The sequence below is a fragment of the Pseudomonas sp. P65(2024) genome, from assembly GCF_057480955.1.
On record NZ_JBLIYX010000014.1, the window covers coordinates 1 to 22,941 of the forward strand.

The 22,941-nt window shown below is 65.1% G+C and carries 20 protein-coding genes; 7 read left to right on the top strand and 13 right to left on the bottom strand.

The window, feature by feature from the left end:
• Positions 1-301 precede the first annotated feature (301 nt).
• The 4 genes from AC25MA_RS18225 to AC25MA_RS18240 all read left to right on the top strand — a co-directional run bounded on the left by AC25MA_RS18225 (position 302) and on the right by AC25MA_RS18240 (position 3,162).
• Entirely contained in the window at positions 302-970 is a 669-nt protein-coding gene (locus AC25MA_RS18225; protein ID WP_062360402.1) for a FadR/GntR family transcriptional regulator, read from the top strand.
• 13 nt (positions 971-983) lie between these two features.
• Positions 984-2,264, top strand: a complete 1,281-nt coding sequence (locus AC25MA_RS18230) for a CynX/NimT family MFS transporter (RefSeq protein ID WP_028692004.1) — start codon at positions 984-986, stop codon at positions 2,262-2,264.
• Positions 2,265-2,369: 105 nt separating this feature from the next.
• The gene (locus tag AC25MA_RS18235; protein WP_028692003.1) at positions 2,370-2,828 is read left to right on the top strand and encodes a nuclear transport factor 2 family protein; all 459 of its coding nucleotides are present in this window, start codon (positions 2,370-2,372) and stop codon (positions 2,826-2,828) included.
• Positions 2,829-2,871: 43 nt separating this feature from the next.
• The gene (locus tag AC25MA_RS18240; protein WP_028692002.1) at positions 2,872-3,162 is read left to right on the top strand and encodes a GIY-YIG nuclease family protein; all 291 of its coding nucleotides are present in this window, start codon (positions 2,872-2,874) and stop codon (positions 3,160-3,162) included.
• Positions 3,163-3,311: 149 nt separating this feature from the next.
• On the opposite strand, the gene yejK is transcribed toward AC25MA_RS18240, so the two are convergent.
• Positions 3,312-4,319, bottom strand: coding sequence for a nucleoid-associated protein YejK (gene yejK, locus AC25MA_RS18245; RefSeq protein WP_062360406.1), 1,008 nt, complete (start codon positions 4,317-4,319; stop codon positions 3,312-3,314).
• A 391-nt stretch (positions 4,320-4,710) separates the two neighbouring features.
• Between yejK and AC25MA_RS18250 the strand changes: the two genes are divergently transcribed.
• Positions 4,711-4,992 (top strand): HU family DNA-binding protein, encoded by a 282-nt coding sequence (locus AC25MA_RS18250; protein WP_011535502.1) that lies wholly within the window; start codon positions 4,711-4,713, stop codon positions 4,990-4,992.
• A 56-nt stretch (positions 4,993-5,048) separates the two neighbouring features.
• Here AC25MA_RS18250 and rlmF read toward each other — a convergent pair whose 3' ends face one another.
• The 5 genes from rlmF to AC25MA_RS18275 all read right to left on the bottom strand — a co-directional run bounded on the left by rlmF (position 5,049) and on the right by AC25MA_RS18275 (position 11,503).
• Positions 5,049-5,993, bottom strand: coding sequence for a 23S rRNA (adenine(1618)-N(6))-methyltransferase RlmF (gene rlmF / locus AC25MA_RS18255; protein WP_486972276.1), 945 nt, complete (start codon positions 5,991-5,993; stop codon positions 5,049-5,051).
• Between the two features lie 162 nt (positions 5,994-6,155).
• Positions 6,156-9,002, bottom strand: a complete 2,847-nt coding sequence (locus AC25MA_RS18260; protein WP_062360408.1) for a valine--tRNA ligase — start codon at positions 9,000-9,002, stop codon at positions 6,156-6,158.
• Positions 9,003-9,152: 150 nt separating this feature from the next.
• A complete protein-coding gene (locus tag AC25MA_RS18265) occupies positions 9,153-9,524 on the bottom strand; it encodes a hypothetical protein (RefSeq protein WP_062360410.1) in 372 nt (123 codons plus the stop codon).
• A 5-nt stretch (positions 9,525-9,529) separates the two neighbouring features.
• A complete protein-coding gene (locus AC25MA_RS18270; protein ID WP_028691997.1) occupies positions 9,530-9,958 on the bottom strand; it encodes a DNA polymerase III subunit chi in 429 nt (142 codons plus the stop codon).
• A gap of 51 nt (positions 9,959-10,009) precedes the next feature.
• The gene (locus AC25MA_RS18275; RefSeq protein WP_028691996.1) at positions 10,010-11,503 is read right to left on the bottom strand and encodes a leucyl aminopeptidase; all 1,494 of its coding nucleotides are present in this window, start codon (positions 11,501-11,503) and stop codon (positions 10,010-10,012) included.
• A 294-nt stretch (positions 11,504-11,797) separates the two neighbouring features.
• On the opposite strand from AC25MA_RS18275, the gene lptF reads away from it, so the two are divergent.
• Positions 11,798-12,913 (top strand): LPS export ABC transporter permease LptF, encoded by a 1,116-nt coding sequence (gene lptF / locus AC25MA_RS18280; protein WP_062360416.1) that lies wholly within the window; start codon positions 11,798-11,800, stop codon positions 12,911-12,913.
• On the top strand, positions 12,906-13,967 hold the full coding sequence (gene lptG, locus AC25MA_RS18285) for an LPS export ABC transporter permease LptG (protein WP_062575044.1): 1,062 nt from the start codon (positions 12,906-12,908) through the stop codon (positions 13,965-13,967). Before lptF ends, lptG begins: the two co-directional genes overlap by 8 nt.
• Before the next feature lie 76 nt (positions 13,968-14,043).
• Here lptG and AC25MA_RS18290 read toward each other — a convergent pair whose 3' ends face one another.
• The 7 genes from AC25MA_RS18290 to AC25MA_RS18320 all read right to left on the bottom strand — a co-directional run bounded on the left by AC25MA_RS18290 (position 14,044) and on the right by AC25MA_RS18320 (position 22,896).
• Positions 14,044-14,532, bottom strand: coding sequence for an RDD family protein (locus tag AC25MA_RS18290; protein ID WP_062575043.1), 489 nt, complete (start codon positions 14,530-14,532; stop codon positions 14,044-14,046).
• 89 nt (positions 14,533-14,621) lie between these two features.
• Entirely contained in the window at positions 14,622-14,834 is a 213-nt protein-coding gene (locus tag AC25MA_RS18295) for a cold-shock protein (RefSeq protein ID WP_062575042.1), read from the bottom strand.
• A gap of 348 nt (positions 14,835-15,182) precedes the next feature.
• Complete coding sequence (gcvT, locus tag AC25MA_RS18300; protein ID WP_069016405.1) at positions 15,183-16,304, bottom strand: glycine cleavage system aminomethyltransferase GcvT; 1,122 nt, start codon at positions 16,302-16,304, stop codon at positions 15,183-15,185.
• A gap of 25 nt (positions 16,305-16,329) precedes the next feature.
• Entirely contained in the window at positions 16,330-17,706 is a 1,377-nt protein-coding gene (locus AC25MA_RS18305; protein ID WP_486972277.1) for an L-serine ammonia-lyase, read from the bottom strand.
• Between the two features lie 149 nt (positions 17,707-17,855).
• Positions 17,856-20,711: an aminomethyl-transferring glycine dehydrogenase gene (gene gcvP, locus AC25MA_RS18310; protein ID WP_028691989.1), complete on the bottom strand. Its 2,856-nt coding sequence runs from the start codon at positions 20,709-20,711 to the stop codon at positions 17,856-17,858.
• Between the two features lie 11 nt (positions 20,712-20,722).
• The gene (gene gcvH / locus AC25MA_RS18315) at positions 20,723-21,106 is read right to left on the bottom strand and encodes a glycine cleavage system protein GcvH (RefSeq protein WP_028691988.1); all 384 of its coding nucleotides are present in this window, start codon (positions 21,104-21,106) and stop codon (positions 20,723-20,725) included.
• 281 nt (positions 21,107-21,387) lie between these two features.
• Positions 21,388-22,896: a sigma-54-dependent transcriptional regulator gene (locus AC25MA_RS18320; protein ID WP_028691987.1), complete on the bottom strand. Its 1,509-nt coding sequence runs from the start codon at positions 22,894-22,896 to the stop codon at positions 21,388-21,390.
• Positions 22,897-22,941: the final 45 nt, after the last annotated feature.

Below are 22,941 nucleotides of genomic sequence, written 5' to 3' on the forward strand. Positions count from 1 at the left end.
ACGGTCTCCGAAGTAAAAGCACCCTGCGAAAGCGTACGCCTCGCAGGGTGCCGGGGTGACCATCTCATTAAGTAACCCGCCGTAAGGGCGGAAAGGTGACTAAATGTCGATATCGTCTACGAATGCGCATGAAAATTTCAAAACCCACACCCTGAAGCGCCAGACCCAGACCCAGACCCAGACCCAGACCCAGACCCAGACCCAGACCCAGACCCAGACCCAGACCCAGACCCAGACCCACCCACTTCCTTGCCCAATCCCCCATCAGCCGCTATCGTCCAACCCCAAGCAAATTCATCCGATGACTGGACGTACCCACCTCGTGACCCCGCTCATCAAACGCTCCCTGGTAGAACAAGCCGTAGACCAGCTCCGCGACCGCATCGCCAAGGGCACCTGGTCGATAGGCCAGCGCCTGCCCACCGAACCGGAGCTGGCCAGCGACCTGGGCATCAGCCGCAACACCGTCCGCGAGGCCATGCGCGTCCTGGCCTTCAGCGGCCTGGTAGAAATCCGCCAGGGCGACGGCAGCTACCTGCGTACCGCCGTGGACCCCTTGCAGGCCGTGCAGGTCATGTCCCGCTGCGCAGTCGAACACGCCCGCGAAACCCGCCATATTCTTGAAGCAGAAGCCATCGGCCTGGCCGCCGTGCGCCGCACCGACACCGACCTGCAGGCCCTGCGCGAGGCCCTGGAACACAGCGCGCGGCATTTCCATGGCGATGTCGACGCCTACGTCGAATGCGACCTGGTGTTCCACCAGCGCCTGGTGGACGCCGCCCACAACCCCGCCCTGAGCGAGCTGTACCGCTACTTCTCCAGCGTGGTCCGCGCCGCCCTGCAGCACAACATGACCAGCGTCCCCCGTTGCCAGGCCGTGTTCGACCTGCACGGGCAGATCCTCGACGCCCTCGAACAACGCGATCCGGAACGGGCCAAGCACCTGAGCCGGACACTCATCGAATCCTGACAACGAGAAGGCCATGGCCGAACAACTGACCCGCAACACCGCTCCCCGCGAGGCGGAGCTCGATGAACTGCTGATCGACGCCGAAGCCGACGACGAGCAGGTCCAGCAACAGCCCGTGGTGCTGCGCAGGCCCTGGCTGTTGCTGCTGGGCCTGGTGCTGGTGGCGCTGAACCTGCGCCCGGCGCTGTCGAGCATGTCGCCGGTGCTCGGTCAGGTATCCGAAGGGCTGGGGCTCAGCGCATCGCAAGCCGGGCTGCTGACTACCTTGCCGGTACTGTGCCTGGGGCTGTTCGCGCCGCTGGCGCCGATCCTGGCGCGACGATTCGGCAGCGAGCGGGTGATCTTCGGCATCCTGCTGACCCTGGCGCTGGGCATCCTGGTGCGCAGCACCCTGGGCGCCACTGGCGTGTTCCTCGGCAGCCTGATGGCGGGGGCGAGCATCGGCATCATCGGCGTGCTGCTGCCAGGTATCGTCAAGCGCGACTTCCCCCAGCACGCCGGTACCCTGACCGGCGTCTACACCATGGCGCTGTGCCTGGGCGCCGCGATGGCCGCCGGGGCCACGGTGCCCTTGACCCGCCACTTCGATGACAGCTGGGCGCTGGGGCTGGGCTTCTGGCTGCTGCCTGCCTTGCTGGCGATGCTGGTCTGGCTGCCCCAGTCCCGTCAGGGCCATGGCGTGCACAAGGTGGCCTACCGCGTGCGCGGGCTGTGGCGCGATCCGCTGGCCTGGCAGGTGACGCTTTACATGGGCCTGCAGTCATCGCTGGCCTATATCGTGTTCGGCTGGCTGCCTTCGATCCTGATCGGCCGCGGGCTGAGCCCGACCGAGGCGGGGCTGGTGTTGTCCGGCTCGGTGATCGTGCAACTGATCAGCTCCCTGAGCGCGCCCTGGCTGGCCACGCGGGGCAAGGACCAGCGCCTGGCCATCGTGGTGGTGATGCTGGTGACCCTGGGCGGGCTGTTCGGTTGCCTGTATGCGCCGATCGAGGGGCTGTGGGGCTGGGCGATCCTGCTCGGGCTGGGGCAGGGCGGCACCTTCGCCCTGGCACTGACCCTGATCGTGCTGCGCTCCAAGGACGCCCATGTGGCGGCGAACCTGTCGAGCATGGCCCAGGGCGTGGGCTACACGCTGGCATCCATGGGGCCATTCGCAGTAGGGCTGGTGCATGATCTGACCGGTGGCTGGAGCGCGGTGGGCTGGATCTTCGCGGTGCTGGGCGTCGGGGCGATCCTGTTCGGTCTCGGCGCCGGGCGGGCGCTGCATGTGCAGGTCAGCAGCGAGCACGTTTGAGGCTCTGGCTTGATCCGTGATCGTCATTCACGACGCGAATGGGCATGGTGTTGCTGGCATCCAGGCAGTATCTTGCGGGTTTCGCACCTAGCGCAGGAACAGTCCATGAGCGATGCCAGCAGCGCCCTGATCACCCGTTTCTACCAGGCCTTCCAGCGCCTGGACGCCGAGGCCATGGTGGCCTGCTACAGCGAAGACATCGTCTTCAGCGATCCGGTCTTCGGCACCCTGCGCGGGCGTGACGCGGGTGACATGTGGCGGATGCTCACCGCCCGCGCCAAGGACTTCACCCTGACCTTCGACGACGTGCGCAGCGATGGCGCGCACTGGGTGGCGACCTACCTGTTCAGCCAGACCGGGCGGGTGGTGGTCAACGATATCCAGGCGCGCTTCGTGATCCGCGACGGGCTGATCTGCCAGCACGACGATACCTTCGACCTGTGGCGTTGGGCGCGTCAGGCGCTGGGCATGCCGGGTGTGCTGCTGGGCTGGACGCCGATGTTGCAGAACAAGGTGCGCCAGCAGGCATTCAAGGGGCTTCGCGCATTCCAGCAGGCGCGTTGAGGCGTTAAGCTGACGACCTTCTTCCGTTGCACCGAACCGAGCCGTGAGCGAAACAGCGCCTTCCCCCGACTGCAAACCCTGGTACGTCTACCTGGTGCGTGCCGCCAATGGCTCGTTGTACTGCGGTATCAGCGATGATCCGCAGCGGCGCTTCATCAAGCATCAGAAAGGGCAGGGCGCACGTTATTTCAAGACCAGCCCGGCGCAGGCGCTGGTGTATGTGGAGCAGTGGCCGGACAAGGGCGAGGCGTTGCGCCAGGAGCGGTTGGTGAAGAAGCTGCGCAAGGCGGCGAAGGAGGCGTTGGTGGCGTCCTATGCCGGATTCGGGGGGTAGTGGTCTCGCCGACGGTGGGGCGGGTTTCGTCCGTGGTCATGATAGATCGCTGGGACTGATTTGCTGCCCTTTCGCGACGCAAGGCCGCTCCCACAGGGAAACGTGATCGCCTGTGGGGCGCGAAAGGGGCGCAACGCGCCCCGGCGATTTCAGTCCTTGCGCCGCTTCAGCTGGTCGATCAATTGCGTCGGCAAGCCCTTGATCACCAGCGTCCCAGCCTCTTCGTCATACTCCACCTTCGAGCCCAGCAAATGCGCCTCGAAGCTGATCGACAACCCCTCGGCACGCCCGGTAAAGCGGCGGAACTGGTTGAGGGTACGTTTGTCGGCCGGAATCTCCGGCGACAGCCCGTAGTCGCTGTTGCGGATATGGTCGTAGAACGCCTCGGGGCGGTCCTCGTCGATCAGACTGGAGAGTTCCTCCAGCGTCACCGGCTCGCCCAGCTTGGTCTGGGTGGTGGCGTAGTCGACCAGGGTCTGGGTTTTTTCCCGGGCAGACTCTTCCGGCAGGTCTTCTTTCTCGACGAAGTCGCTGAAGGCCTTGAGCAGGGTGCGGGTTTCACCCGGGCCGTCGACGCCTTCCTGGCAGCCGATGAAGTCGCGGAAATAATCCGAGACCTTCTTGCCGTTCTTGCCCTTGATGAACGAGATGTACTGCTTGGAGTTTTGGTTGTTCTTCCACTCGGACAGGTTGACCCGCGCCGCCAGGTGCAACTGGCCCAGGTCCAGGTGGCGCGACGGTGTGACGTCGAGTTCGGCGTTCACCGCCACGCCTTCGCTGTGGTGCAGCAGGGCGATGGCCAGGTACTCGGTCATGCCCTGCTGGTAATGGGCGAACAGCACGTGGCCACCGGTGGAAAGGTTGGACTCTTCCATCAGCTTCTGCAGGTGCTCGACGGCGACGCGGCTGAAGGCGGCGAAGTCCTTTTCCTCATCCAGGTACTGCTTGAGCCAGCCGCTGAACGGGTAGGCGCCGGACTCGCCATGGAAAAAGCCCCAGGCTTTGCCTTGCTTGGCGTTGTAGCTGTCGTTGAGGTCGGCCAGCAGGTTCTCGATGGCGTCGGAGGCTGCCAGTTCGCTGTCGCGCGCATGGAGCACGGCGGGGCTGCCATCGGGCTTCTTGTCGATCAGGTGAACGATGCAATGACGGATTGGCATGGAATTCTCGGTGGTCTGAGCGGTGAAAAGCCGCGCTGCAAAAGTCGCTCAGTTTACCTCAGGGCGGGGGCGATGCAGTGGCCAGATATTGGCACAAATGGCGGTTGTTCGTTTTTTGTTCATTTTTTTGCGATTTTTCCGAAAACCCCCGAAAAACCTGCACAAAATCAATGTCGGCAGCGGATATTTCTCGATTCCTGTGGTAGCTTTGCGCGGTCTTGCGCCCCTTGGGTGGCGCATTGCTGGCAGATCGCTTGCGCGGTGTCGAACCAAACGCCGATTTGCGTATCTACATACGCGATCGACGCGGCCTCTGGATTGTCCCGGGCTGGCCCGACCACCGACCTAGCATGCTGCACAACCTCTGATTTGATAGGGAAGGAACACCACCATGGCACTGACCAAAGACCAACTGATTGCCGACATCGCTGAATCCATCGACGCGCCGAAAACCACCGCGCGCGCTGCTCTGGAGCAACTGGGCCAGATCGTTGCCGACCAACTGGAAAACGGCGCCGAAATCACCCTGCCAGGCATCGGCAAGCTGAAAGTCTCCGAGCGTCCTGCCCGTACCGGCCGCAACCCTTCGACTGGCGCTGCCATCGAAATCGCTGCCAAGAAAGTCGTCAAGTTCGTTCCAGCCAAAGTGCTGACCGACTCGATCAACAAGTAATTGTTGATGCGTTGACGAAACCGCGCCCGGCTTGCCCGGGCGCGGTTTTTTCATGCCTATGATTTGCGCGCGGCATGCCATTGCTGGCGTGCGCTGTCGTCCTGGAAGCTCCAGGCGATCATGCGGCTCTGCTTCTGCCCCTGGCCCATCTCGACGATGCGCACGGTCTTCACCCCGGCCTTCTTCAAGGCCGCCTCGATGCCCGGCAGGTTGCTGGCCTTGGACACCAGGCTGGTGAACCACAGCACCTGGGCCGCGTACTGCACGCTTTCAGCGACCAGTTGGCTGACAAAGCGGATCTCGCCACCTTCGCACCACAGTTCGTTGTTCTGTCCGCCAAAGTTCAGCACTGGCAGCTTGCGCTTGGGGTCCTGCTTGCCGAGATTCTTCCACTTGCGCTGGCTGCCGCGGGTGGCTTCCTCGCGGGAGGCGTGGAACGGCGGGTTGCACAGGGTGACGTCGAAGCGTTCGTCGGCCTGCAGCAAGCCACTGAGGATGTGCCTGGGCTGCGCTTGCTGGCGCAGGCTGATGGCCTTGTCGAGCTTGTTGGCCTGGACGATGGCCTTGGCCGAGGCCAGGGCCACGCCGTCGATGTCGGAGCCGGTGAAGCGCCAGCGGTAGTCGCTGTGGCCGAGCAGGGGGTAGATGCAGTTGGCGCCGACGCCGATATCCAGGGCGCGCACCTGGGCGCCGCGGGGGATTTCGCCGCCGTTGTCTTCGCCCAGTAGGTCGGCCAGCACATGGATGTAGTCGGCGCGGCCGGGGATCGGCGGGCACAGGTAGTCGGTCGGGATGTCCCAGTGCTGGATGCCGTACTGGGTCTTGAGCAGGGCGCGGTTGAACACCCGCACGGCCTCGGGGTTGGCAAAATCGATGCTGGGCTTGCCGTAGGGGTTGGTGATGGTGAAGCGGGCCAGGTCCGGGTGCGCCTTGATCAGGGCGGGGAAGTCGTAGCGGCCCTGGTGGCGATTGCGCGGATGCAGGGTGGGTTTGTTGGTCATGGTCGGATCCGGTGTTGCAGGCCCTGGGGCTGCTTTGCAGCCCTTTCGCGACACAAGGCCGCTCCCACAGGATAGTGGCGCCTTTCAAGCTGGCGCCGTCCTGTGGGAGCGGCCTTGTGTCGCGAAAGGGCCGCAACGCGGCCCCAGCGGTCTATCAGGTTGTTACAGCGCCGCAATCCGCGCATGCTGCTCGGTGAAGTTGGCCAGGGCCTGCTCCGACTCGGCCAGCTTGGCGCGTTCCTTCTCGATCACCGCAGGCGGTGCCTTGTCGACGAAGGCGGCGTTGGACAGCTTGCCACCCACGCGCTGGACCTCGCCCTGCAGGCGCTGGATCTCCTTGCTCAGGCGCGCAAGTTCGGCGTCCTTGTCGATCAGGCCGGCCATCGGCACCAGCACCTGCAGGTCACCCACCAGCGCGGTGGCCGACAGCGGCGCTTCGTCCTGCTCACCGAGCACGGTGAACGACTCGACCTTGGCCAGTTTCTTCAGCAGGGCTTCGTTTTCCTGCAGGCGACGCTGGTCGTCGGCGTTGGCGTTCTTCAGGAACAGCGGCAGCGGCTTGCCCGGGCCGATGTTCATCTCGGCGCGGATGTTGCGCAGGCCCACCATCAGCTCCTTGAGCCACTCGATGTCGCCTTCGGCGGCGGCGTCGATGCGGCTTTCATTCGCTTCAGGCCATGGCTGCAGCATGATGGTCTTGCCTTCGATGCCGGCCAGCGGCGCGATGCGCTGCCAGATCTCTTCGGTGATGAACGGCATGAACGGGTGCGCCAGGCGCAGGGCGACTTCCAGCACGCGCACCAGGGTGCGACGGGTGCCACGGGCGCGCTCGACCGGGGCGTTCTCGTCCCACAGCACCGGCTTGGACAGCTCCAGGTACCAGTCGCAGTACTGGTTCCAGATGAACTCGTACAGGGCCTGGCTGGCCAGGTCGAAGCGGAATTGCTCGAGCTGACGGGTAACCTCGGCTTCGGTGCGCTGCAGCTGCGAGATGATCCAGCGGTCGGCCAGCGACAGCTCGTAGGCCTCGCCGTTCTGGCCGCAGTCCTCGCCCTTGTCCAGCACGTAGCGGGCGGCGTTCCAGATCTTGTTGCAGAAGTTGCGGTAGCCTTCGACGCGGCCCATGTCGAACTTGATGTCACGACCGGTGGAGGCCAGCGAGCAGAAGGTGAAGCGCAGGGCGTCGGTGCCGTAGCTGGCGATGCCTTCGGGGAACTCGGCCTTGGTCTGCTTGGCGATCTTCTCGGCAAGCTTGGGCTGCATCATGCCGCTGGTGCGTTTTTCCAGCAGGGCGTCGAGGGTGATACCGTCGACGATGTCCAGCGGGTCGAGGACGTTGCCCTTGGACTTGGACATCTTCTGGCCCTGGCCGTCGCGGACCAGGCCGTGCACATAGACGGTCTTGAACGGTACCTGCGGGGTGCCGTCCTCGTTCTTGATCAGGTGCATCGTCAGCATGATCATCCGGGCGACCCAGAAGAAGATGATGTCAAAGCCGGTGACCAGCACGTCGGTGGAGTGGAATTTCTTCAGGAACTCGGTCTGTTCCGGCCAGCCCAGGGTGGAGAAGGTCCACAGGCCCGAGCTGAACCAGGTGTCGAGCACGTCGTCGTCCTGACGCAGTTTTACCTCGCTGCCCAGGTTGTGCTTGGCGCGCACTTCGGCCTCGTCGCGGCCGACGTAGACCTGGCCGGCCTCGTCGTACCAGGCCGGGATGCGATGGCCCCACCACAGCTGGCGGCTGATGCACCAGTCCTGGATGTCACGCATCCAGGAGAAGTACATGTTCTCGTACTGCTTGGGCACGAACTGGATGCGGCCGTCTTCCACGGCGGCAATGGCAGGCTCGGCCAGCGGCTTGGTGGAGACATACCACTGGTCGGTCAGCCACGGCTCGATGACGGTGCCGGAACGGTCGCCCTTCGGGACCTTCAGGGCGTGGTCGTCGATGCTGACCAGCAGGCCCTGGGCGTCCAGGTCGGCGACCATCTGCTTGCGCGCGACGAAGCGGTCGAGGCCGGCGTACTGGGCTGGCAGCGAGGTGTCGATACCTTCGTTGACGCTGCCGTCGAGGTTGAACGCCTGCACGGCGGCCAGCACGGTGGCGTTCTTGTCGAAGATATTGAGCAGCGGCAGGTTGTGGCGCTTGCCGACCTCATAGTCGTTGAAGTCGTGGGCCGGGGTGATCTTCACGCAGCCGGTGCCGAACTCGGGGTCGCAGTAGTCGTCGGCGACGATCGGGATGCGGCGGCCGACCAGCGGCAGTTCGACGAACTTGCCGATCAGCGCCTGGTAGCGCTCGTCGGTCGGGTTGACGGCGACGGCGACGTCACCGAGCAGGGTTTCCGGACGGGTGGTGGCGACCACCAGGTGGTCCTTGCCTTCGGCGGTCTTGGCGCCGTCGGCCAGCGGGTAGCGCAGGTTCCACAGGTGGCCCTTCTCGTCGTGGTTCTCCACTTCGAGGTCGGAAATCGCCGTGTGCAGCTTGGTGTCCCAGTTGACCAGGCGCTTGCCGCGGTAGATCAGGCCGTCCTCGTGCAGGCGCACGAAAGCCTCTTTGACCGCTTCCGACAGGCCGTCGTCCATGGTGAAGCGTTCGCGGCTCCAGTCCACCGACGAGCCCAGGCGGCGGATCTGGCGGCTGATGTTGCCGCCCGATTGATCCTTCCACTCCCAGACCTTCTCCAGGAACTTCTCACGACCGAGGTCGTGACGGTTCTGGCCCTTGGCCTCGAGCTGGCGCTCCACCAGCATCTGGGTGGCGATACCGGCGTGGTCGGTGCCCGGTTGCCACAGGGTGTCGCGACCCTGCATGCGGCGGAAACGAATCAGCGCGTCCATGATCGCGTTGTTGAAACCGTGGCCCATGTGCAGGCTGCCGGTCACGTTCGGTGGCGGGATCATGATGGTGTAGGACTCGCCTGCACCTTGTGGAGCGAAATAGTTCTCGGACTCCCAGGTGTTGTACCAGGAAGTTTCGATGGCGTGCGGCTGGTAGGTCTTATCCATGCGCGGCGGGACCCTTAGGCATTAATTCGGGAAAGCCGGGAAGTATAACCAAGCTGCGCGCTTCAAGACAGGTGTAGCGCCCATCGCGGGGCAAGCCCGCTCCCACGTGTTGTCGTGGGAGCGGGCTTGCCCCGCGATCCGGACGAATGGTTACTCGGAGCGCTTGAGCAACCGCTCCAGCCGTGCATCGAGGCGACGCTTGATTTCGGTCTCGATGTGCGGGGTAAAGTCGTTGATCACGTCCTGCATGATCAGTTGCGCGGCGGCGCGCAGTTCGGCGTCCAGGTGCAGCAGGGTGTCCTGGCGGCGGGTCTGGGCATCCTCTTCAGGCGCTTTGGCGGGCTCGGCTTCGACAACCGGTGGCGTCGCGCCGGCAGGTTCGTCCAGCAACAGGGGAATCTGCTCCACCGTCTCGGTCAGCAGCGGCGGTTGCAGGTCGGCGTCGCCCAGCAGCTCGCGGATCGACTCGAGGTCGTCGAGCAGGTGGGCGGAATGGGTCAGGGAGTTCAGCTGCTTGTCCATCGTCGTCAGAGTCGCTGTAAGCGGTGATCTTGCAGAGCATAGCCCTGTTCGCGGTAGAAACGGAATCGCTCGCGGGCGGCCAGGCGGATGGCCGGTTCCTCGACGACGATCTCGGCGACCCGCTCGAACTGGCCGACGAAGGCGGGAACATCGCCGCCCAGGTTGATCAGCAGGTCACGGTGTTCGCCGGCATCAGTGCCGACACCCAGCGCGACAATGGCGTCCGGGTGCTGTTCGGCGTGGTCGTGGGGCACGAAGGCCTCGCCCTTGAACTGCCACAGGCGCAGGTCGAGCTCGCTGCGTTGCGCCTCGTCCTGGCAGTGCAGGTAGATCCGGTGGCCGAGGCGCCAGGCCTTTTCACACAGCTTGCAGGCGAAATCCAGCCGCACCGACAGCGAGTCGCTGGGCAGGATGTAGAAATCGACTTTGCTCATGATCGTTCAGTGCCGACCGGTGGCGCGCGGGGCGCCACCGATCTTGCGCCATCAGGCGCCGGCGCGGTCCAGCAGGTACTGGGTGAGCAGTGGCACCGGACGACCCGAGGCGCCCTTGTCCTTGCCGCCGCTGATCCAGGCGGTGCCGGCGATGTCCAGGTGCGCCCAGTGGTAGGCCTTGGCGAAGCGCGACAGGAAGCAGCCGGCGGTGATGGTGCCGGCCTTCGGCCCACCGATGTTGGCAATGTCGGCGAACGGGCTGTCCAGTTGCTCCTGGTACTCGTCGAACAACGGCAGCTGCCAGGCGCGGTCGTCGGCACGCTTGCCGGCGTCCAGCAGTTGGCCGACCAGCGCGTCGTCGTTGCCCATCAGGCCCGAGGTGTGGCTGCCCAGGGCGACGATGCAGGCGCCGGTCAGGGTGGCGATGTCGATCACCGCCTGTGGCTTGAAGCGCTCGGCGTAGGTGAGGGTATCGCACAGCACCAGGCGGCCTTCGGCGTCGGTGTTGAGGATCTCGACGGTCTGCCCGCTCATGGTGGTGACGATGTCACCCGGACGGGTGGCGCCGCCGCTCGGCATGTTCTCGGCGCAGGCCAGCAGGCACACCAGGTTGATCGGCAGTTGCAGCTCGAGCACGGCGCGCAGGGTGCCGAACACGCTGGCGGCGCCGCACATGTCGTATTTCATCTCGTCCATGCCGGCGCCGGGCTTGAGGCTGATGCCGCCGGTGTCGAAGGTAATGCCCTTGCCGACCAGCACGAACGGTTTCTCGCTCTTCTTGCCGCCCTGGTAGTTGAGCACGATCAGCCGCGGCGGCTGGTCGCTGCCCTGGCCCACGGCGTAGAACGCGCCCATGCCCAGGTCCTTGATCTTCTTCTCGTCCAGCACCTCGACCTTGAGGCCTTTGTGTGCCTTGCCCAGGTCCTTGGCCTGCTCGGCGAGGAAGCTCGGGTGGCAGACATTCGGCGGCAGGTTGCCCAGGTCGCGGGTGAAGGCCATGCCGGTGGCGATGGCGCTGGCGTGCTTGACGGCGCGCTCGGCCTCGGCCTGGCCAGCCTTGGCGGTGAGCAGGGTGACTTTCTTGATGGCGCGGGGTTCGGCCTTCTGGCTCTTGTAGCGGTCGAACACGTAGTTGCCGTCGAGCAGGGTCTCGGCCAGCAGGCGGTACTTGCCGTAGTGGCCGTCGCGGCCGGTGACGGCGATGTCGTCCAGGGCCAGCACGGCGTCGCTGCCGCCCAGTCCCTTGAGTACGCCGGCAACACTGGCGACCAGCTTGCGCCAGGCGCGATCGCCGAGGGCTTCGTCCTTGCCGCTGCCGACCAGCAGCACGCGCTCGGCCTTCAGGCCCGGCAAGCTGTGCAGCAGCAGGGTCTGGCCCGGCTTGCCGGCCAAGTCGCCACGCTTGAGCAGCGCGCTGATCGCGCCTTCGCTGGCCTGGTCGACGGCCTTGGCGGTGGCGCCGAGCTTGCGCCCTTCACCGACGGGTACGACCAAGGTCGCGGTCTTGACGGATACAGCGGCTACGCTCTTTACAACCAATTCCATGTCTGGGGTCCCCGAATGATCTGTCTGTCAGTGGGCGCTGTCTTGTGCAGGCGCTCGGAACACGCGGCTGGCGGGCGATGCCTGCCAGCGGAAAAGCTGCCAGTTTGAGCCTGCCGCGAGCACAATGACAACCCCGATATGCGCCATGCTGCGTGGCCAAGTGACAGGCGCGGTCAATCACAGGATAATGCGCGCACTTTTACATGGAGGTTCGCCTTGGCGAACCGGCATTGGTCTTGGCTGTCCGAATCGTTCGTTTGGCTGTCCGCCCCTGACAACCCAGGAGTGTCTGGTTTGATCGTCTTTCGTTATCTGTCCCGCGAGGTCCTGGTGACCTTGAGCGCCGTCAGCGCCGTGCTGCTGGTGATCATCATGAGCGGGCGCTTCATCAAATACCTGGCCCAGGCGGCCCAGGGCGCGCTCGATCCAAGCGTGCTGTTCATGATCATGGGGTTCCGCCTGCCGGGCTTCCTGCAACTGATCCTGCCGCTGGGGCTGTTCCTCGGCATCCTGCTCGCCTATGGCCGGCTCTATCTCGAAAGCGAGATGACCGTGCTGTCGGCCACCGGCATGAGCCAGCAACGCCTGCTGACCGTGACCATGGTGCCGGCGGCGCTGGTGGCCCTCTTGGTCGCCTGGCTGAGCCTGAGCCTGGCGCCCCTGGGCGTTGCCCAGGTGCAGAAGATCATCGCCCAGCAGGATGCCCTGACCGAGTTCGACACCCTGGTGCCGGGCCGTTTCCAGACCTTGCGCGACGGCTCCCGGGTGACCTACACCGAGCAGTTGTCCGATGACCGCATCAAGCTCGGCGGGGTGTTCATCTCCGAGAAACGCTTCAACCAGGACAAGACCAAGGACCGCGCGCCTTCGGTGCTGGTCGCCGAAAAGGGCCACCAGGAAGTGCAGGCCGACGGAAACCGTTACCTGGTACTGGAGAACGGCTACCGTTACGACGGCAACCCAGGCCAGGCCGACTACCGGGCAATCAAGTACGACACCTACGGCGTGCTGCTGCCCAAGCCGGAAGTCGCCGAGGAAGTCACCGAGCGCGAAGCGATCCCGACTTCCGAACTGTTCGGGCAGGAAGGCATTCGCGAGCGTGCCGAGCTGCAATGGCGCCTGTCGCTGCCACTGCTGGTGTTCGTCGTGACGTTGCTGGCGGTGCCGCTGTCGCGTGTCAACCCACGCCAGGGCCGCTTCCTCAAGCTGCTGCCGGCGATCCTTTTGTACATGGCCTATCTGACGATGCTGATTTCCGTGCGTAGCGCCCTGGAGAAGGGCAAGCTGCCCATCTCGCTGGGCATGTGGTGGGTCCATGGCCTGTTCCTGCTGATCGGCCTGGCGCTGATGTACTGGGAGCCGCTGCGTCTCAAGCGCGCTGCCCGTCGTGCGGAGGTGGCCCGTGGTTAAACTGGACCGCTACATCGGCAAGAGCGTGCTGTTGGCGATCGTCGCCGTGCTCGGCATCATCCTCGGCCTGGCGTCGCTGTTTGCCCTGATCGACGAACTGAATGACCTGAGCGCGACCTACACCTTCCTGGACGCTGGCAGCTTCGTCCTGCTGACCGCCCCTCGGCGGCTCTACGACATGCTGCCGATGGCGGCCCTGATCGGCTGCCTGATCGGCTTGGGCAGCCTGGCCAGCAGCAGCGAACTGACCATCATGCGCGCCGCCGGTGTGTCCATCGGTCGCATCGTCTGGGCGGTGATGAAGCCGATGCTGGTGCTGATGCTGGTCGGCCTGCTGATCGGCGAGTACGTGGCCCCGGTAACCGAGAACAAGGCCCAGGCCGACCGTTCGTTGGCCCAGGGCGGTGGCGAGGCGCAAAGCTCCAAGCGCGGTATGTGGCACCGCCAGGGCGAGGAGTTCGTGCACATCAACTCGGTGCAGCCCAATGGCCTGCTGCTGGGCGTGACCCGCTACCGCTTCGACGCCGAGCGCAAGATCCAGACCTCCAGCTTCGCCCGTCGGGCGCAGTACGTCGAAGGCAAGTGGATGCTCAACGATGTCTCCACCACCTACTTCCGCGGCGACCACACCGAAGTGGTCAAGAGCCCCGAGGAAGTGTGGGACGTCTCGGTGACGCCGGAGCTGCTCAATACCGTGGTGCTGGCGCCAGAGTCGCTGTCGATCACCGGGCTGTGGGACTACATCCACTACCTGGCCGACCAGGGGCTGAACAACTCGCGCTACTGGCTGGCGTTCTGGACCAAGGTCCTGCAGCCGATGGTCACCGCGGCGCTGGTATTGATGGCGATCTCGTTCATCTTCGGCCCGTTGCGTTCCGTGACCCTGGGTCAGCGCGTGTTCACCGGCGTGCTGGTGGGCTTCGTGTTCCGCATCGCCGGGGACCTGCTGGGGCCATCGAGCCAGGTGTTCGGCTTCCCGCCGTTGCTGGCAGTGGTGATCCCCGCTGGGATCTGCGCGCTGGCCGGATTGTGGTTGATGCGCCGGGCGGGTTGATGGCCTGAGCCACACAAAGAAGCCGACCCTTGGGTCGGCTTTTTTGTGCACAACATGACGATGATGCCCGCCCAGGCTACTTCTTGCGCTTGGGCAAGCGCACCAGCTGTGTCTCGGAGTAAATGTCGTGCCAGCTACGCTGGCGCTTGTCGATCAACGACCAGAAGAACCCCAGCCCCAGGCACAGCCACGAGGCGATGGATACCAGAAAGCGCAGCAGCGCCTGCCACAGGCTGATGGCGCTGCCGTCGGCGTTCTGCACGCGTACTCCCCACACCTGCATGCCCAGGGTCTGGCCGCCATGGGTCCAGAACTTGGCGAAGAAGCCGAACAGGGCGAACAGCAGGATCGTCGACAGCAGCGGGTCGCCATCCAGCGCGCCGGCTTCTGTCAGCTCACGCATGCGCGCCTCGCCGATGATCGCCATCTGGATCATCTTGTAGGCGCCGGCGGTGACGATCAGCAGGGCGGTGCACAGCAGGAAGTCATAGAACATCGCCGCCAGCCGGCGACCCAGGCCGGCGGGGGGGAAATCACCCTGGGGTGAGAGCAGGGACTTGGACATGCAGTACGGCTCCGAATGGCGAGGCCGCCATTCTACGGGCAAAAAAAAACCCCTGCACTTGGCAGGGGCTTTTTGAGTCGGGTAATCGCTTATGCGACAACCTGAACTTTGTCAGCCTGCAGGCCTTTCTGGCCTTGCACGGCTTCGAAGGTGACTTTCTGGCCTTCTTTCAGGCTCTTGAAGCCGTTGCCTTCGATGGCACGGAAGTGAACAAACAGATCAGCACCGCTTTCTGGGGTGATGAAGCCGTAACCTTTTTCGTCGTTAAACCACTTGACGGTACCGCTCTGACGAGTCGACATTGTCTTTCTTCCTATGAAACTCAATTTTAATGACAGTTACTTTCGCATCATTTTGTAAGCGAAAGATTACCGGGCTGGGTTGCAGGAAAGTAAGAGACGTCGAACGGGTTGTAGCAGATTGCGGCTACTGGCCCAGGTCACGAACTGTTGCGACCCATGCAAACACAGTGCGATGACTCTACGCCAACTGCCGAGCGAAAAACAAGCCCTTCCAGCGGGTGAAAATCGGGGTTTTCCCGATAACCGAACGATTTGTCGGAAACGGCGTGGCGCCTGGGCTGGCGCTATGTTCAGAAGTTATTGGACAGGTTCGAAAACGAATATGTCGAACCCGTCCAATCCACTCATTCAGCCACGGTAGTAACGTTGTGCCACGAAAGGCATTTTGCTGACTTTCAGGGCAACTTGCTTGCCACGGACGACGGCAAACAACGCCGTGTCGAGGGCCGCATGTTCGGTATCGACATAGCCCATGGCCACGGGCGCGCCGAGCGTCGGACCGAAGCCGCCGCTGCACACTTCGCCGACCACCTTGCCAGCCTGGTCGACGATCTGCGCGCCCTCACGCACAGGCGTGCGTTCCTGGGGAAGCAGGCCGACCCGCTTGCGCGCCACGCCAGCCTGTTGCTGGGCGAACACGGTGTCGGCGCCAGGGAAGCCGCCCGCGCGGGTGCCATCGGCGCGGCGCACCTTGGAGATGGCCCACAGCAGGCTGGCCTCGATCGGGGTGGTGGTGGTGTCCATGTCGTGGCCGTACAGGCACAGGCCAGCTTCCAGGCGCAGCGAGTCGCGCGCGCCCAGGCCGATCGGCTGGACCTCGGGCTCGGCCAGCAAGCGGCGGGCCAGGGCTTCGGCGGCGGCGGCCGGCACCGAGATCTCGTAGCCGTCCTCGCCGGTGTAGCCCGAGCGGCTGACGAAGCAGTCGTTGCCGAGCAGGCTGACCGGGCGGAACTGCATGAAGGTCATGCCGGTCACTTCCGGAGCCAGGCGCTCCAGCACCTTGACCGCCGCCGGGCCTTGCAGGGCGAGCAGGGCGCGCTGCTCGAACAGTGGCTGGATCTCGCAGCGATCACCGATATGTTTGCGCAGGTGCGCCAGGTCCTGGTCCTTGCAGGCGGCGTTGACCACCAGGAACAGGGTGTCGTCACCCAGGTTGGCGACCATCAGGTCGTCGAGGATGCCGCCCTCGGCATTGGTGAACATGGCATAGCGCTGCATGCCCACCGGCAGGTCGACGATGTCCACCGGCACCAGGGTTTCCAGGGCACGGGCGGCGTCGCTGCCGCGCAGGATGATCTGACCCATGTGCGAGACGTCGAACAGGCCGGCCTGCTCGCGGGTATGCAGGTGCTCCTTGAGCACGCCCAGCGGGTACTGTACCGGCATGTCGTAGCCGGCGAAGGGCACCATGCGTGCTCCCAGCTCCAGGTGCAGGGCGTGCAGTGGGGTCTTGTGCAGTGTTTCGGACATCGGTGACTCCTCGTTTTTGTTCGGGTCAACATTCGATGATGTTGACGGCCAGACCGCCGCGGGCGGTCTCCTTGTATTTGCTTTTCATGTCGGCGCCGGTCTGGCGCATCGTGCGGATGACCTTGTCGAGTGAGACGTAATGCTGCCCGTCGCCGCGCAGGGCCATGCGCACCGCGTTGATCGCCTTCACCGAGCCCATGGCGTTGCGCTCGATACAGGGCACCTGCACCAGCCCGCCGATGGGGTCGCAGGTAAGGCCCAGGTTGTGTTCCATGCCGATCTCGGCGGCGTTTTCCACCTGCTGCGGGGTACCCCCCATCACTTCGCACAGGGCGCCGGCGGCCATCGAGCAGGCCACGCCGACCTCGCCCTGGCAGCCGACCTCGGCGCCGGAGATCGAGGCGTTTTCCTTGTAGAGGATGCCAATCGCCGCCGCGGTGAGCAGGAAGCGCACCACGCCGTCCTCATTGGCACCGGGGACGAAGCGCATGTAGTAGTGCAGCACCGCCGGGACGATGCCGGCCGCGCCGTTGGTCGGTGCGGTGACCACGCGGCCGCCGTAGGCGTTTTCCTCGTTCACCGCCAGGGCATAAAGGTTGACCCAGTCGAGCACCGACAGCGCATCACGCAGGCTCGCCTCCGGATGGCGGCTGAGCTGGCGATACAGTGCCGGCGCCCGGCGCTTGACCTTGAGCCCGCCGGGCAGGATGCCCTCGTGGCGGCAGCCGGCCTCGACGCAGTCCTGCATCACCTGCCAGATGCGCAGCAGGCCGGCACGGGTCTCGGCTTCCGGGCGCCAGGCGGCTTCGTTGGCCAGCATCACCTGGCTGAACGACAGGTGCTGCGCGGTGCAATGGCCGAGCAGTTCCTTGCCGGTCTTGAACGGGTAGGGCAGCACGGTGCTGTCTTCGACGATGCGGTCATGGCCCGCCGCGTCCTCGTCGACCACGAAGCCGCCCCCCACCGAGTAGTACTCGCGGCTGCGGATCTGCAGCCCGGCCTGGTCGAAGGCACGGAAGATCATGCCGTTGGGGTGAAAGTCCAGCGGCTTGCGGATCATCGCCAGGTGCTGCTTCTCGACGAAGACGATTTCGTGCTCGCCGAGCAGGCGCAGGTGGCCGCTGTCGCGGATCGCCTGCAAACGGGCTGGGATGGACTCGGTGTCGACGGTATCGGGGTGTTCGCCTTCCAGGCCCAGCAGCACGGCCTTGTCGCTGCCGTGGCCCTTGCCGGTGGCGCCGAGCGAGCCGTACAGCTCGGCCTTGACCGTGGCCGTACCGGCCAGCAGGCCATCACGGCGCAGGCCTTCGGCAAAGCGCGCGGCGGCACGCATCGGCCCGACCGTGTGCGAGCTGGAGGGGCCGATGCCGATCTTGAACAGGTCGAAGACGCTCAGGGACATGGTGCAACCTCCTGGGTGAGTCGGCATGCGCGGGAGTGGACTGCGTGGGAGCGGGCTTGCCCCGCGATAGGGCCGATACCGCAAATCGCGGGGCAAGCCCGCTCCCACAAAGCCTGCTCCCACAGGCTCACTCCTACATGGAAGAGCTATCAGACGTCCTGATAGCTCTCGATCGACGGGCAGGCGCAGACCAGGTTGCGGTCGCCGAACACGTTGTCGACGCGGCCCACCGGTGGCCAGTACTTGCCTTCCACCAGGCTCGGCAGCGGGTACACCGCCTGCTCGCGGCTATAGCCGTGGGTCCATTCGCCGGCCAGCTCCGCCGCGGTGTGCGGGGCGTTCTTCAGCGGGTTGTCGTCCTTGTCCAGGCTGCCGTTCTCGACGGCGCGAATCTCCTCGCGGATCTGGATCATCGCGTTGCAGAAGCGGTCCAGTTCCTCTTTGGACTCGCTTTCGGTCGGTTCGATCATCAGCGTGCCGGCCACCGGGAAGGACATGGTCGGGGCGTGGAAGCCGAAGTCGATCAGGCGCTTGGCCACGTCGTCGACGCTGATGCCGCTGGTGTCCTTGAGCGGACGCAGGTCGAGGATGCACTCATGCGCCACCAGGCCGTTGCCACCGGTGTACAGCACAGGATAGTGCTCTTCCAGGCGGCGGGCGATGTAGTTGGCGTTGAGGATCGCCATCTGCGAGGCGCGCTTGAGACCGGCGCCACCCATCATGCGAATGTACATCCAGGTGATCGGCAGGATGCTGGCGCTGCCGAAGGGTGCGGCACAGACCGCGCCCTGGGTGTTTTCCAGGGCGGCGTGACCGGGCAGGAACGGCGCCAGGTGCGACTTGACGCCGATCGGGCCGACGCCCGGGCCGCCACCGCCGTGGGGGATGCAGAAGGTCTTGTGCAGGTTCAGGTGCGAGACGTCGCCGCCGAACTTGCCCGGGGCGCACAGGCCGACCATGGCGTTCATGTTGGCGCCGTCGATGTACACCTGGCCGCCGTTGTCATGGATGATCGCGCAGATCTCGCCGATGGCTTCCTCGAACACGCCGTGGGTCGACGGGTAGGTGATCATGATCGCCGCCAGGCGCTCACGGTGCTCGATGGCCTTGGCGCGCAGGTCGTCGATGTCGACGTTGCCACGGGCGTCGCAGGCGGTGACCACCACGCGCATGCCGGCCATGTGCGCGGTGGCGGGGTTGGTGCCGTGGGCCGAGGACGGGATCAGGCAGATGTCGCGGTGGCTGTCGCCGCGGCTGCGGTGGTAGGCGCGGATCGCCAACAGGCCGGCGTACTCGCCTTGGGAGCCGGCGTTGGGCTGCAGCGACACGGCGTCATAGCCGGTGGCGGCGCAGAGCATGGCTTCCAGCTCGGTAGTCATCTGCAGGTAACCCTGGCTCTGCTCGGCCGGGGCGAACGGGTGCAGGTTGCCGAACTCGGCCCAGGTCACCGGGATCATCTCGCTGGCGGCGTTGAGCTTCATGGTGCACGAACCCAGCGGGATCATGCTGCGGTCCAGCGCCAGGTCCTTGTCGGCCAGACGGCGCAGGTAGCGCATCAGCTCGGTTTCGCTGTGATAGCGGTTGAACACCGGGTGCTCGAGGATTGCCGACTGGCGCAGCAGGCCGGCCGGCAGGCGCACGGCGATGGTGTTGGCCAGGGCGGTGAAGTCAGGGATGGCCTGGCCGTCGGCGAACAGCTGCCACAGGGCCTCGACATCGGCCTGGGTGCTGGTTTCGTCCAGCGACAGGCCCAGCTGGGCGGCGTCGACCTGGCGAAGGTTGATGCCTTGGGCGCGTGCCTTGTCGTGCAGTGCGCTGGTGCTCTCTCCCGTGGCCAGGGTCAGGGTGTCGAAGAAATCGCCGGTGACGACCTTGATGCCCAGCTTGGTCAGGCCGGTAGCGAGGATCGCGGTCAGCGCGTGGGTGCGTTCGGCGATCCGCTTGAGGCCGGCTGGGCCGTGGTACACGGCGTACATGCTGGCGATGTTGGCGAGCAGCACCTGGGCGGTGCAGATGTTGCTGGTGGCCTTCTCGCGGCGGATGTGCTGCTCGCGGGTCTGCATGGCCAGGCGCAGGGCGCTCTTGCCGAAGCGGTCGATCGATACGCCGACCAGGCGGCCCGGCATGTCGCGCTTGAACGCATCGCGGGTGGCGAAGTAGGCCGCGTGCGGGCCACCGAAGCCCAGTGGCACACCGAAGCGCTGGGCGCTGCCGATGGCCACGTCGGCGTCGAATTCGCCCGGCGGGGTGAGCAGGGTCAGGGCCAGCAGGTCGGCGGCCACGGCCACCAGGGCGCCGGCGGCGTGGAAGCGCTGCACCACTTCGCGGTAGTCGAACACGTCACCGTTGCTGGCCGGGTACTGCAGCAGGGCGCCGAAGAAGGCGCTGACGTCGCCCAGTTCACGCTCGTCGCCCACCACCACCTCGATGCCCAGCGGCTCGGCGCGGGTGCGCAGCACGTCGAGGGTCTGCGGGTGGCAATGCACGGAGGCGAAGAAGGCGTGGCTGGCCTTGTTCTTCGACAGGCGCTTGCAGAAGGTCATGGCCTCGGCGGCGGCGGTGGCTTCGTCGAGCAGCGAGGCGTTGGCGATCGGCAGGCCGGTGAGGTCGCTGATCAGGGTCTGGAAGTTCAGCAGCGCTTCCAGGCGGCCCTGGGAGATCTCGGGTTGGTACGGGGTGTAGGCGGTGTACCAGGCCGGGTTTTCCAGGAGGTTGCGCAGGATCGGTGCCGGGGTGTGGGTGTTGTAGTAGCCCTGGCCGATGTAGCTCTTGAACAGCTGGTTCTTGCTGGCAATCGCCTTCAGCGCGGCGAGGGCGTCGGCCTCGCTCTGGCCGTCGTCGCTGCCGAGCACGCTGGTGCCCTTGATGCTGTCGGGGATGACGGCGGCGGTCATCGCTTCCAGCGAGTCGAAGCCCAGGGTGGTGAGCATGGCCTGCTCGTCAGCGGCGCGCGGGCCGATGTGACGGGCGATGAACTCGTTGGCGGTGCCGAGGTTGATGGTCATGATGCGGTACCTCAGGCGTCGTCGTTGGCTTTGAGCAGGCGGTCGTAGGCGTCCTGGTCGAGCAGGGCGTTCACTTCGCTCATGTCGGCAGGGATGAAGCGGAAGAACCAGCCTTCGCCCAGCGGGTCTTCGTTGACCAGCTCGGGGCTGTCGTTCAGGCCTTCATTGACAGCGACCACTTCACCGGTGAGCGGCATGTACACGCCGCTGGCGGCTTTGACCGATTCCACGGTGGAGGCTTCGGCGCCCTTGTCGTACTGCTGCAGCTCCGGCAGTTGCACATAGACCACGTCGCCAAGGGCGTTCTGGGCGTAGGCGGTGATGCCCACGGTGACGCTGCCGTCAGTTTCGACGCGCAGCCATTCGTGATCTTCGGTGAAACGCAACTCGCTCATGGGAATTCCTCGGGAAGCAGGGGGCGTTGGGCGCGGTAGGCTCCGCGCTCTTAAGGTTGGAATTCCCTTAGCAATAATGCGGCCAGCTACTAAAAATCCTTAATAATCAATTACTTGTCTAAGTATAGTAGGATTTTTGTCATTTTTATGGAACGAAATCGATACAGGTAGGCCGGGAATCAAAAGCGTTGCGGGATCAAACCCTTGCAAAGACGCATGCAAATGGATGTGTACCGATATCGATACGGCGTAATGAAATCGATACAATTGATACGCCTGCTTCAACCTCTGGTTGGGATTCCATATTTGCGCAAGCGCTGGGCGATGGCCGTGTGCGAAGTCTGCAAGCGTCCCGCCAGCTGCCGGGTCGAGGGGTAGCTGGCATACAGCCGCTGCAACAGTTCGCGCTCGAAATCCCCCACCGCCTGTTCCAGGCTTGCTACCTCGCCATCCTGCCCACGGGCCACCGAGGTGCCGGCGATGTCGAGGTCGCCGATGTCTACCAGGTTGCTTTCGCAGATGGCCGCAGCACGGAAGATCACGTTTTGCAGCTGGCGCACGTTGCCCGGCCAGGGGTTGGCCAGCAGTGCGGGGTGCGTGGCCGGGGCCAGGCGGCAGGCCGGGCGCTGGATCTGGGTGCAGGCCTGCTGCATGAAGAAATGCGCCAGCGACAGGATGTCCTGGCCGCGCTCGCGCAGCGGTGGCACCTGCAGGTTGAGGACATTGAGGCGGTAGAACAGGTCTTCGCGGAAGGTGCCCTCGGCGACCATGCGTTCCAGGTCGCGGTGAGTGGCGCTGATGATGCGCACATCCACTTTCACCTCGCGGTCACCACCGACCCGGCGGAAGCTGCCGTCGCTGAGAAAACGCAGGAGCTTGGCCTGCAGGTAGGGCGACATCTCGCCGATCTCGTCGAGGAACACCGTGCCCTGGTTGGCCAGCTCCATCAGCCCGGGCTTGCCGCCACGTTGCGCGCCGGTGAAGGCGCCGGGGGCATAGCCGAACAGTTCACTCTCGGCCAGGCTCTCGGGCAGCGCCGCGCAGTTGAGGGCCAGGAACGGCGCGGCATGGCGGCTGCTGATGGCGTGGCAGGCACGGGCCACCAGTTCCTTGCCGGTGCCGGTCTCGCCGTGCACCAGCAGTGGCGCATCGAGGGTGGCCACGCGCAAGGCGCGGGCCTTGAGGGTGCGGATTGCCGGTGAGTCGCCGAGCATGGCGTCGAAACCCTCGGCGTGATCGTGGTGCAGCGCCGACAGGCGCTCGCCCATGCGGTTGGGCGGGTAAAGGGTCAGCAGGCCGCCGGCGTGGGTGATCGGCGTGGCATCGAGCAGTAGGCTCTGGCCGTTCAACTGCATTTCGCGCATGGGCAGGTGGAAATTGTTGTCCAGCAGGGCCTGGAGCAGGTCCGGATCACCGAACAGTTCGCCCACCGAACGCCCGGCGGACTCACGTCCGCACAGGGCGATCAGCGCCGGGTTGGCCAGCAGCACCTTGCCCGCGCTGTCCACCGCCAGCACCGGGTCGCTCATGGCGGCGAGCAGGGCGTCGAGCTGCAGGTGGCGGCGCTGGCCGGGGAGGATGTCGACCACCTCCACCGACTGCACGCCGTGCACCTCGAGCAGGGCGTCGTGCAGCTCTTCAAGCACGGCGGGGCTCAGGGTCGGGGCGTCGATGTAGACGTTTGGCGGGACCATCTCCACGGCATCGAGGTTCAGGTTGCGGGCGCCGAGCAGGGCCAGGACTTCCTGGGTGATGCCGACGCGGTCGATGAAGCTGACGTGGATGCGCATGATGAGCGAGGCTTTGGCCGGGATGGGCGTCAGTATGCCTCGGCC

Bases quoted from the DNA above. Each gene is read 5' to 3' on its own strand.
- AC25MA_RS18225 (WP_062360402.1), top strand. From the start codon at position 302: ATGACTGGACGTACCCACCTCGTGACCCCGCTCATCAAACGCTCCCTG.
- AC25MA_RS18230 (WP_028692004.1), top strand. From the start codon at position 984: ATGGCCGAACAACTGACCCGCAACACCGCTCCCCGCGAGGCGGAGCTC.
- AC25MA_RS18235 (WP_028692003.1), top strand. From the start codon at position 2,370: ATGAGCGATGCCAGCAGCGCCCTGATCACCCGTTTCTACCAGGCCTTC.
- yejK (WP_062360406.1), bottom strand. From the start codon at position 4,319: ATGCCAATCCGTCATTGCATCGTTCACCTGATCGACAAGAAGCCCGAT.
- AC25MA_RS18250 (WP_011535502.1), top strand. From the start codon at position 4,711: ATGGCACTGACCAAAGACCAACTGATTGCCGACATCGCTGAATCCATC.
- rlmF (WP_486972276.1), bottom strand. From the start codon at position 5,993: ATGACCAACAAACCCACCCTGCATCCGCGCAATCGCCACCAGGGCCGC.
- AC25MA_RS18260 (WP_062360408.1), bottom strand. From the start codon at position 9,002: ATGGATAAGACCTACCAGCCGCACGCCATCGAAACTTCCTGGTACAAC.
- AC25MA_RS18265 (WP_062360410.1), bottom strand. From the start codon at position 9,524: ATGGACAAGCAGCTGAACTCCCTGACCCATTCCGCCCACCTGCTCGAC.
- AC25MA_RS18270 (WP_028691997.1), bottom strand. From the start codon at position 9,958: ATGAGCAAAGTCGATTTCTACATCCTGCCCAGCGACTCGCTGTCGGTG.
- AC25MA_RS18275 (WP_028691996.1), bottom strand. From the start codon at position 11,503: ATGGAATTGGTTGTAAAGAGCGTAGCCGCTGTATCCGTCAAGACCGCG.
- AC25MA_RS18290 (WP_062575043.1), bottom strand. From the start codon at position 14,532: ATGTCCAAGTCCCTGCTCTCACCCCAGGGTGATTTCCCCCCCGCCGGC.
- AC25MA_RS18295 (WP_062575042.1), bottom strand. From the start codon at position 14,834: ATGTCGACTCGTCAGAGCGGTACCGTCAAGTGGTTTAACGACGAAAAA.
- gcvT (WP_069016405.1), bottom strand. From the start codon at position 16,304: ATGTCCGAAACACTGCACAAGACCCCACTGCACGCCCTGCACCTGGAG.
- AC25MA_RS18305 (WP_486972277.1), bottom strand. From the start codon at position 17,706: ATGTCCCTGAGCGTCTTCGACCTGTTCAAGATCGGCATCGGCCCCTCC.
- gcvP (WP_028691989.1), bottom strand. From the start codon at position 20,711: ATGACCATCAACCTCGGCACCGCCAACGAGTTCATCGCCCGTCACATC.
- gcvH (WP_028691988.1), bottom strand. From the start codon at position 21,106: ATGAGCGAGTTGCGTTTCACCGAAGATCACGAATGGCTGCGCGTCGAA.
- AC25MA_RS18320 (WP_028691987.1), bottom strand. From the start codon at position 22,896: ATGCGCATCCACGTCAGCTTCATCGACCGCGTCGGCATCACCCAGGAA.